Source organism: Arthrobacter sp. efr-133-TYG-118 (assembly GCF_030209755.1).
GTDB lineage: Bacteria > Actinomycetota > Actinomycetes > Actinomycetales > Micrococcaceae > Arthrobacter.
Map to the genome: position 1 here is coordinate 1 of NZ_JARVRH010000046.1, position 1597 is coordinate 1597.

At 63.5% G+C, this 1597-nt stretch carries 1 protein-coding gene; it reads right to left on the reverse strand.

Features of this window, described 5'->3' with window-relative positions:
• Nucleotides 1-100 precede the first annotated feature (100 nt).
• Nucleotides 101-1303 (reverse strand): IS110 family RNA-guided transposase, encoded by a 1203-nt coding sequence (locus tag QRN59_RS24280; RefSeq protein ID WP_284984984.1) that lies wholly within the window; start codon nt 1301-1303, stop codon nt 101-103.
• Nucleotides 1304-1597 lie beyond the last annotated feature (294 nt).

Below are 1597 nucleotides of genomic sequence, written 5' to 3' on the forward strand. Positions count from 1 at the left end.
TGCGCCGGCCCCGGGTCCCGAAAGAGCTGCTGATCAGCGAACGCCCGGCCGAAGCAGATGACCGTGCGGTCCCCGGCCACTGGGAATCTCAATGTTTCTGTCAAGCCGCCTGAGCTTTGATTCTTGGGATTGGTTCCTGGTAGGCGGTGTGGTCGCGGAGCATGGCCCAGAGGACGTTGATGCGGCGTCTGGCGAGGGCGATGAGGGCCTGTTTATGGGATTTTCCTTCTCCGCGCTTCCGGTCATAGTAGATTCTTGAGGCCGGGCTGTTCTTGAGGCTGGAGAGGGCGGCGAGGTAACAGGTGCGCAGGAGTCTGCGGTTGAAGCGGCGCGGTCGGTGAAGGTTTCCGCTGATTCGTCCGGAATCACGCGGGACGGGGGCCAGGCCCGCGACGCTGGCGAGCCGGTCGACTGAGTCGAACGCGTCCAGGTTGCCGCCGATGTTCGCCAGGAAAGTTGCTGCAAGTATGGGTCCGAATCCAGGCATGCTGAGCAGGACATCGGCGGCATCGTGCTGGCGGAACAGGTCGGTGATCTGGGCGTCGACGTCGGCGATTTCTGCATCGAGAGTGCTGATTTGCTCGGCCAGGCGGGCGACCAGGGCGGAGCCTGTGGTCTGGGTTGGCAGGATGGTGTGCTGGGAGTTCGCGGCTTGCAGTGCTTTCTCGGCCATCTTGGCGCTGTTCCTGCAGCCGTGTTTCCTGAGCCAGCTTGTGAGCCGGGTCAGTCCTGTCCGCCGGATGCCCTCGGGGGTCCGGTAGCCGCCGAGAAGGATGAGGGGCGCCTTCTTCGAGTAATCGAACGCCCGCTCGAGCGCCGGGAAGTACTCCAACAGAGTGGCACGGAGCCTGTTGATCGCCCGAACACGGTCGCAGATCAGATCGGTGCGGCGGGCGGTCAGGAGCCGCAGGTCCACGCTGATCTGGTCCGCGCCGCGGACTGGTTGGAGGTCGGTGCGCATCCGTGCCTGGTCGGCGATGATCCTGGCATCCTTCGCGTCGGTCTTGCCGTCCCCGCGGTAGGTCGCTGCGGCGTGATGCACGATCCGTCCCGGGATATAGAGCAGCTGCTGGGCGTGCGCGGCCAACAGCTCGATTAGCAGTGCCGCACCGCCGGCGTTCAGATCCGTGGCCCAACAGGCCTCGCCGCCGGCAGAGATCTCCGCGACCGTGGCCATGAGGTCGAGCAGGGCGTTTTCGTCGTTTTCGACACGTCTCGAGAGCAAAACGGTCCCAGCCTGATCGATTACGACGCAGTGATGGGCCCTTTTGCCCGAGTCGATTCCTACCCAGAATGCTGGCATACCTTAAGTCCCTTCGATCAGCTCCAAGTTTTCGGTTGGCCCTGTCGATAACCACGCCGGCACGTCCTTACCCAACGATCAATGTCGTAATTCTCAATCAGCGGTCGGGTCATCGGCGGGCAGCGGGCGGCCATTCCCAGTGAGCCGTCCAAGCGGCAAGGAGATCTCTGCCATGCCCGCCGCCCGAGGGTGATCGAAACACTACGACAGCTCCGAAATCACCCACAACAAAAACGTAAGGAAGGCGACCTGATCATCGGAACCCCCGGCACCGGGGCGATCGGGACGCTCGTG

Coding starts and splice junctions, on each gene's coding strand:
- QRN59_RS24280 (WP_284984984.1), bottom strand. CDS start 1,303: ATGCCAGCATTCTGGGTAGGAATCGACTCGGGCAAAAGGGCCCATCAC.